Origin of the sequence: Streptomyces sp. NPDC057474, assembly GCF_042802555.1 — a bacterium.
In the GTDB taxonomy this organism is placed as follows: domain Bacteria; phylum Actinomycetota; class Actinomycetes; order Streptomycetales; family Streptomycetaceae; genus Streptomyces.
Window position 1 is genome coordinate 1 of sequence record NZ_JBHVDX010000354.1, and the last position, 6827, is coordinate 6827.

The 6827-nt window shown below is 70.0% G+C and carries 7 protein-coding genes; 5 read left to right on the plus strand and 2 right to left on the minus strand.

What is annotated here, in order from left to right; all coding sequences use genetic code 11:
• Positions 1–759 (plus strand): sugar kinase (locus ACFU53_RS45480; RefSeq protein ID WP_384005966.1); only part of this gene is annotated, 759 nt, incomplete at its 5' end.
• On the opposite strand, the gene ACFU53_RS45485 is transcribed toward ACFU53_RS45480, so the two are convergent.
• A complete protein-coding gene (locus tag ACFU53_RS45485) occupies positions 714–2456 on the minus strand; it encodes a cellulase family glycosylhydrolase (protein ID WP_384005968.1) in 1743 nt (580 codons plus the stop codon). The two genes, ACFU53_RS45480 and ACFU53_RS45485, sit on opposite strands and share 46 nt — an antisense overlap.
• A 156-nt stretch (positions 2457–2612) precedes the next feature.
• On the opposite strand from ACFU53_RS45485, the gene ACFU53_RS45490 reads away from it, so the two are divergent.
• Together ACFU53_RS45490 and ACFU53_RS45495 are read left to right on the plus strand one after the other, a co-directional pair.
• The gene (locus ACFU53_RS45490) at positions 2613–3698 is read left to right on the plus strand and encodes a LacI family DNA-binding transcriptional regulator (protein WP_384005970.1); all 1086 of its coding nucleotides are present in this window, start codon (positions 2613–2615) and stop codon (positions 3696–3698) included.
• 98 nt (positions 3699–3796) lie between these two features.
• A complete protein-coding gene (locus ACFU53_RS45495) occupies positions 3797–5317 on the plus strand; it encodes a glycoside hydrolase family 43 protein (protein ID WP_384005971.1) in 1521 nt (506 codons plus the stop codon).
• A 22-nt stretch (positions 5318–5339) separates the two neighbouring features.
• Here ACFU53_RS45495 and ACFU53_RS45500 read toward each other — a convergent pair whose 3' ends face one another.
• Complete coding sequence (locus ACFU53_RS45500) at positions 5340–5483, minus strand: hypothetical protein (protein ID WP_384005973.1); 144 nt, start codon at positions 5481–5483, stop codon at positions 5340–5342.
• A gap of 9 nt (positions 5484–5492) precedes the next feature.
• Here ACFU53_RS45500 and ACFU53_RS45505 point away from each other — a divergent pair, with 9 nt between their 5' ends.
• The gene (locus ACFU53_RS45505) at positions 5493–5711 is read left to right on the plus strand and encodes a hypothetical protein (protein WP_384005975.1); all 219 of its coding nucleotides are present in this window, start codon (positions 5493–5495) and stop codon (positions 5709–5711) included.
• A 156-nt stretch (positions 5712–5867) separates the two neighbouring features.
• Complete coding sequence (locus ACFU53_RS45510; RefSeq protein WP_384005977.1) at positions 5868–6788, plus strand: alpha/beta hydrolase fold domain-containing protein; 921 nt, start codon at positions 5868–5870, stop codon at positions 6786–6788.
• The last annotated feature ends 39 nt before the right edge of the window (positions 6789–6827 follow it).

Sequence of the window (6827 nt, forward strand, 5' to 3'; positions counted from 1 at the left end):
GGCAGTCTCGGCCTGTCCGTGGCGGGAGCCGAGTCCAACGTCGCCATCGGCCTCGCCCGGCTCGGACACCGGGTGCGCTGGGCCGGCCGGGTCGGTGCGGACGAACTCGGCGCGCTGGTCCTGCGCACGCGCGCCGAGGGCATCGACACCGAACACGTGATCACCGACGACACCGGCCGGCCCACGGGACTGCCGCTGACCGAACTCCGCCTGGGCACGCTCACGCGCGTCAGCTACTACCGCGCCGGTTCCGCCGTCACACCGGCCGACGTACTGCCCGCGTTGGCCTCCGGATCCCGCATCCTGCATCTGACCGGCATCACACCGGCGCTCGGTCTGTCGGCGGCATCACGGTGTGCCTCGAACGTCAACTACCGCTCCCGGCTGTGGACCGCTGACCGCGCACGCACCGTTCTACGGCCGATGCCGGCGCACACCGACCTGCTCGTCGCCTCCGAGGACGAGCTGCCGCTGGTGCTGGAACGGCCCGACGCAGGCGAATCCGAGGCCGTGCACGACATCCTGTCCGCAGGTGTCGACGAAGTGGTCGTCAAGCGGGGCGCACGCGGCGCGACCAGCTTCACCGCCGACGGGCCGACGGACTGCCCGGCCCGGCAGGTCGAGGCAGTCGACCAGAACCGCCGTGCTCAGGCGGAGTTGGGGCGGTGGTCCCGGGGCCGCGCGGCCGTGGGCCGGCCGCGCGGCGGTGAGACTCAGGCGGGCGAGCCGGTCACGGCACTTCCCGACTTGGTGACGTAGTACGTCGCCTTGGCACCGCTCCAGAAGTGGAAGGTGAGAGTCACCCGGGAGCCGTCCCTCAGTGAGGTGAAGAACTCGGCGGTCAGCTTGATGGAGTCGCCGGTGTAGGCCGAGAACGCGGTGTCCCACTGCTGGTACGAAGTCCAGCTCGCCGGGCCCGCGTTGCTCCCGTCGTCGTACCTGGCCTCCATGGTCGCGAGCATGTCGCCCCGGAACTGGGTCGGGACGGAGAGGCTGCTGGTGTTTCCCGAGGCGTTCGACAGGACCGGTCTGTCGTAGGTGATCACGTCGATCCGCCACGGGACACCCCGGGAGAACCTGGCCTCCAGCGTCGCGTTGACCCCGTACGCCCGGTCGCCGGCCAGCTCGGTCAGCGCGGCGGCCGTCAGTGTGAGCCGGTTGCCGGAGACGGTGTAGTCCCTGCCCTGCAGGAGATTGCGGGAGCCGTGCCGCAGTCCCTGGAAGTCGGTGCCGTTCGGGTTCAGCGTCAGGTCCTGGCTGGTGAGGGCGCCCGACTTCGGGAGGAACACCATGTCGCTGGAGGCGGTCCCTGAGCGGGTGGTCCAGCTCGACTTGATCTGGCCGAACAGCTCCGGGTCGCGCCACTGCAGGGTGTTGCGGTTCAGGAACTGACCGGCGTCCCACAGCATGGTGGTGAGGTTCCGCCGACGGGCGTAGTCGCCCAGGAACTCGAAGTACTTGCGCTGTTCGCCCCGCTGGATGATGCCGGGGCGGTTGTGGTCGTAGGCCAGCAGGGCGTACTCGCCTACGACGACGGGGATGCCGCGCGCGGTGAAGGTGTTGTACGCGCGGTCGAAGGTGGCGGTCAGGTCCTGCTCCGAGGTGGCGTCGAACCGGGTGTACCCGGCGATGTTCACGCTGAACGGCCACCAGCCGTAGAAGTGGACCGTCGTGGCCACCATGGGATCGCGCAGGTCCGCCAGCTCGGCGGCCAGCGCGTCGAGGCGGCCCTGGTCGGCGTTGGTGTACAGGGTGGGCAGCACGAGCAGACGGTTCGCGTTGCCGCCGCCGGACTCACGGACGATCCGGTGGAAGACCTTGTTGAGTTCTGCCAGCAGCCGGTAGTTCTCGTCGTCGCCGGACGTGTTGCCGAACGTGGGCTCGTTGATGCTCTCCAGCACCAGCCTGGGCGACCTGTCCCGGAACTCCGCCGCGATCTGCGTCCAGGTGGCGCGGTAGCGGGCGAGGACGGCGTCGTGGTCCGTGGAGAGGTTGTTCACCCACATCCAGGAGTCGTGGTGCATGTTGAGCAGCACGTACAGGTCCTCGTCCAGCGCCATGTCGACGACCTGGCGCACCTTCGCCATCCACGCCGCGTCGATCCTGTGATCGGGGGCGGCGCCCTGGTGGATACCCCAGGTGACGGGCAGGCGGATGCTCTTGAAGCCCTGCGACTTGACCTTCTGGAAGAGGGCCCGGGTCACCGGAGGGTTGCCCCAGGACGTCTCGTCGGGGATGGCGTCGTAGGTGTTGCCGAGATTCCATCCGGGCTGCATGGCCGCCACCGCGCTGCGGGCGGCCGGGGAACTGGCCGGGGGAACGGGCGGATCGGCGGCCCGCGCGGTGGCGGGCAGCAGAGGGAGCAGGACGAGCGCCAGGACGAGTGCCGTCAGTCTCCGTGGGGGGTGCGACGACCGGCGTCGTAGCGGAAGAAAGCTTGCGAGTCTTCTCGTCATCACGTGCACCTTCTGGTTGGGGGGTGTGCGACACGTGGGGTCGGCCGGAAGCCGACAGAGATACAACTCAGAGAAGGAAAGTTTCCCTCTTTGCGGCGGAGAAACTAACATGAGGTTGTGCCGGAGACCACAGGTGCGGCGGTAGGAGATGCCAGAATGAGCCGGGCACATCCAGACGACGGGCGGGCGACCTTGGCGGACTACGCGGCTCACGGGCCGGTGGACAGGAACGACGAGGGGGGCGATACGTCCCGGCCGGTCACGATCGCGTTCATCGCCGAGTCGGCGGGGGTCTCGGTCCCCACCGTGTCCAAGGTGATCAACGGCAAGTCCGGCGTCTCCGCCGATACACGCGCACGCGTCGAGGAACTGGTCAGCAGGTACGGCTACCGCAAGCCGACGGGTGCCCACCGGAACAACGTCGTGGAACTCGTGTTCCGCGAGCTCAAGCACATGTGGGCGGTCGAGATCATCCGAGGTGTCGAACGGGTGGCCCGCCAACACCGCGTGGGCGTCATGGTGTCCGAGTTCGGACTGCACGAAACGGACCCGCTCACCTGGGACGACACCGTCTCCCGGCGCCCGAACTGCGTCCTGTCCGTGGCCCAGCTCTCCGAGGCCGAGCGGGAGCAACTGAGGGCGAAGGGCATCCCGTTCGTCGTCGTCGACCCGGCCACGGAACTGCCGGACGACGTCCCGTTCGTGGGCGCCACCAACTGGTCCGGAGGCCGGGCCGCGACCCGCCACCTCACCGAACTCGGACACCGCCGCATCGCCATGATCGGCGGCCCGCAGGACCAGCTGTACTGCTGCGCCCGCCTGGACGGATACCGCTCCGCGATGCAGTCCGCAGGCCTGCCGGTCGAGCCGGAACTCGTCGTGCCCGCGCCACTCACCAGCGAGGACGGCTACGAGGCGGCGCGATCCCTGCTGGCGCTGCCCGAGCGCCCGACAGCGATCTTCACGACCAACGACCTGCAGGCGCTCGGTGTCTACCAGGCGGCACGCGAGGCCGGTCTGCGTATCCCCGACGACCTGAGTGTCGTCGGATTCGACGACCTGCCGGTCGTGGCGTGGGTGGACCCGCCCCTGACCACCGTTCACCAGCCCCTGACCGAGATGGCCGTGGCCGCGACCGAACTGGCACTCACGCTCGGCCGGGGCGAGGCCGCACCCCAGGCCGGCCTGGAGATCGCGACGACCCTGACGGTCCGGGCCAGCACAGCTCCCCCCAGGAGCTGACCCGCGAGGCCATTGACCGTCAGGACGGCCCGTGGCTAGCCTGCTCGGGAAACTATCCGTCGTTGGCTGAGAAACTTTCGTCACAGCGAAAGGACCCGATGAAGGTGTCGAGCGTGTCCGAGGCGGGGAACACCATCAGCAACCCGGTGATCCCCGGCTTCTACCCCGATCCGTCCATCTGCCGGGCGGGCGACGACTACTACATCGCGTGCTCCAGCTTCGAGTACTTCCCCGGCGTCCCCATCCTCCACAGCCGGGACCTGGTGCACTGGACCCAGATCGGCAACGCGCTCGACCGACCGAGCCAACTGCGTCTGCCGCTGGACACGGCTTCCTCCGGAGGGATCTACGCGCCCACCCTGCGCCACCACGACGGCCGCTTCTGGCTGATCGTCACGAACGTCAGCGGCGACGGCAATCTGCTGTTCACGGCCACCGACCCGGCCGGCCCCTGGTCCGAGCCGATCCGGTTGCCCGAGGTGCACGGCATCGACCCGGACATCGCCTGGGACGACGACGGCACCTGTTGGTGCACCACCGCCGGAGTCGGACAGATCCGCCTCGACCCCCACACCGGGGAGACGCTCGGCACGCGCCGGCAGCTGTGGTCCGGGGCGCCCGGCGCCAAGGCCCCCGAAGCACCACACCTCTACCGGATCGGCGACCACTGGTACCTGCTCATCGCCGAGGGCGGTACCGAGCGGGGCCACGGAGTCTCGATCGCCCGAGGCCGCACACCCACGGGCCCGTTCGAGCCCTGCCCGGCCAACCCGATCCTGACCCACCGCAGCACCGACCACCCCATCCAGAACACCGGCCACGCCGACCTGGTGCAGGGACCCGACGATTCGTGGTGGATGGTGCTGCTCGGCGTACGGCCGGGCGGCGGCACCCCCGGCTGGCACGTACTCGGCCGGGAGACCTACCTGGTGCCGGTCGAGTGGGTCGACGGCTGGCCCGTCGTCGGCGAACTGTCGCCCGTCATGCCCGCACCGCCCTGGCCCCTCCAGCCACCTGCCGTCGTGCCGGAACGCCGGGACGACTTCGACATGACCGAGTTGGCACCGTACTGGATCTCGTTGCGTCAGCGCCCCTCGGAGGACTGCACCACCAAGGAACGGCCCGGCTGGCTGACCCTGCGTGCGCGTGGCGGATCGCTCGACGACGCCGACGTGACGTTCGTGGGCCGGCGACAGCAACATCCGTCGTGCCGGGTGCGCACCCTGGTCGACGCGGCGGAAGGACAGGGCGGACTGGCTGTTCGCCTCGACGAGAGCCACCACTACTCCGTCGAGGTCACGTCCGGGCAGGTACAGGTCCGCGCCCGCATCGGCCCGTTGAACACCGTCGTGGCATCCCGGCCGGTGCCCCCGGGGCCCGTGGTGCTCCGCGTTGAGGTGGCTCCCGTGGAAACCGTGAACGACGCGCGTACCGGCCCCGACTTCGTCTCGCTCGGCTTCGAGGACCCGGACGGCACCTTCGTCGAACTCGCCTCGCTGGACGGCCGGTACCTGTCCACGGAGGTCGCCGGCGGCTTCACGGGCCGGGTCTTCGGCATGTTCGCCTCAGTCGGCTCAGTTCACTTCGACTGGTTCGACCACGAGTCGCTGGAGGGCTGAAGCGGCCGGTTCGGGCCGACTGTCATGCGGTCGCTGCCACCCCCAACCGCCGCTGGCGGCGCATGCGTTGCAGGTTCGGGTCGGGGACGGGTGCGGCCGCCACCAGGCGCCGGGTGTACTCGTGCTGCGGCCGGTCGCAGACGTCGACGCTTCCTCCCTCTTCCACGATGCGCCCGTGTTGCAGGACCAGGGTGCGGGCCGCGAACTCCTTGACGACGGCGAGGTCGTGCGTGATGAACAGGTACGCGCACCCGAGCGTGTCCTGAAGCTCGGACAGGAGGTCCAGCGCGGCCGCCTGGGTGGTGACGTCGAGGGCGCTGGTCGGCTCGTCGCAGATGATGAGCTTGGGCTTGCGGGCGACCGCACGGGCGATGAGGTCCGCGAGTCGGCGTGACGGCCCGGGCCGTCATGTTCCGAGCTCCCGCGGCGGAGGCCAGACCGACTCAAGTGGTCGGCACCGGCTGCGGCCGCCGGCGACCATCGCTGTTTTGACGTGCCCCTATGGGTACGTCCGCTGCCCCTTGTCCAGTCGTCACGGAAGACGGTCACCATGCCCCTCGACCCCTATCTCGCGGAGAGACTGCACCTCCTCGCGGGCATCACGTTCCCCGATCTCGCCGACCCGGACGCGCAGTTGCGGTTCGGCGAGTTCATGCGGGATCCGGCGGAATGGGCACAACCGGATGTCGTGGTCGAGGACGGCGAGATAGCCGGCCCTCATGGCCCGGTGCCGGTAAGGACGTACGCTCCGCGGCGCCCTGGTTCCACGGCCGTCCTGTGGGCGCACGGCGGCGGCTTCCTCGGCGGCGACCTCGACATGCCGGAGGCGCACGTCGTCGCGGCCGAACTGGCGGCACGGGCGGGGGCCGTGGTGGTCTCCGTCGACTACCGGCTGGCAGTCGGCGGCGTTCGCTACCCGGTGCCGCTGGACGACGTGTGCGCCGCGTGGCGGTGGCTCAGGACCGAACGGGCCGCCGACGCCGAGCTGGTGGCCCTCGGTGGGGCGAGCGCGGGCGCGGCGCTGGCCCTTGCCGCGGCCCTGCGGCACCGGGTGGAAGCACTGCGCCCGGCCGATCTCCTCCTGCTCGCCTACCCGTTCGCGCACTTCCCCGTCCCGGCCCTGGACAGCACGACGGCAGCCGAGATGGCGACCCTCCCGCCGACGATGCGGTTCACCACGGCGGACGTCGAGTTCATGGTGGAGAACTATGTCGGCCGGCTCACCGACCTCCCGCGCCACGCACTGCCGGGCGCGGCCCCGCTGAACGGTCTCCCGCCCGTTCACCTGCTGCTCTCCGAATACGACGACCTCCGGCCGTCGGCCGAGCTCCTGGCGCGGCAGTTGACCGCGTCCGAGGTCGAGGTCAGCACCTACCTGGCCGCCGGTATGCCGCACGGCCATCTCAACCGGACCCCGGCTCTCGCCGAGGTCGACCGGTCACTCGACTTCTTCGCCGACGCGCTGCGATAGTCCAAGGCCCATGGGAAGGCGGCCCGCTGCGTGTCAGGG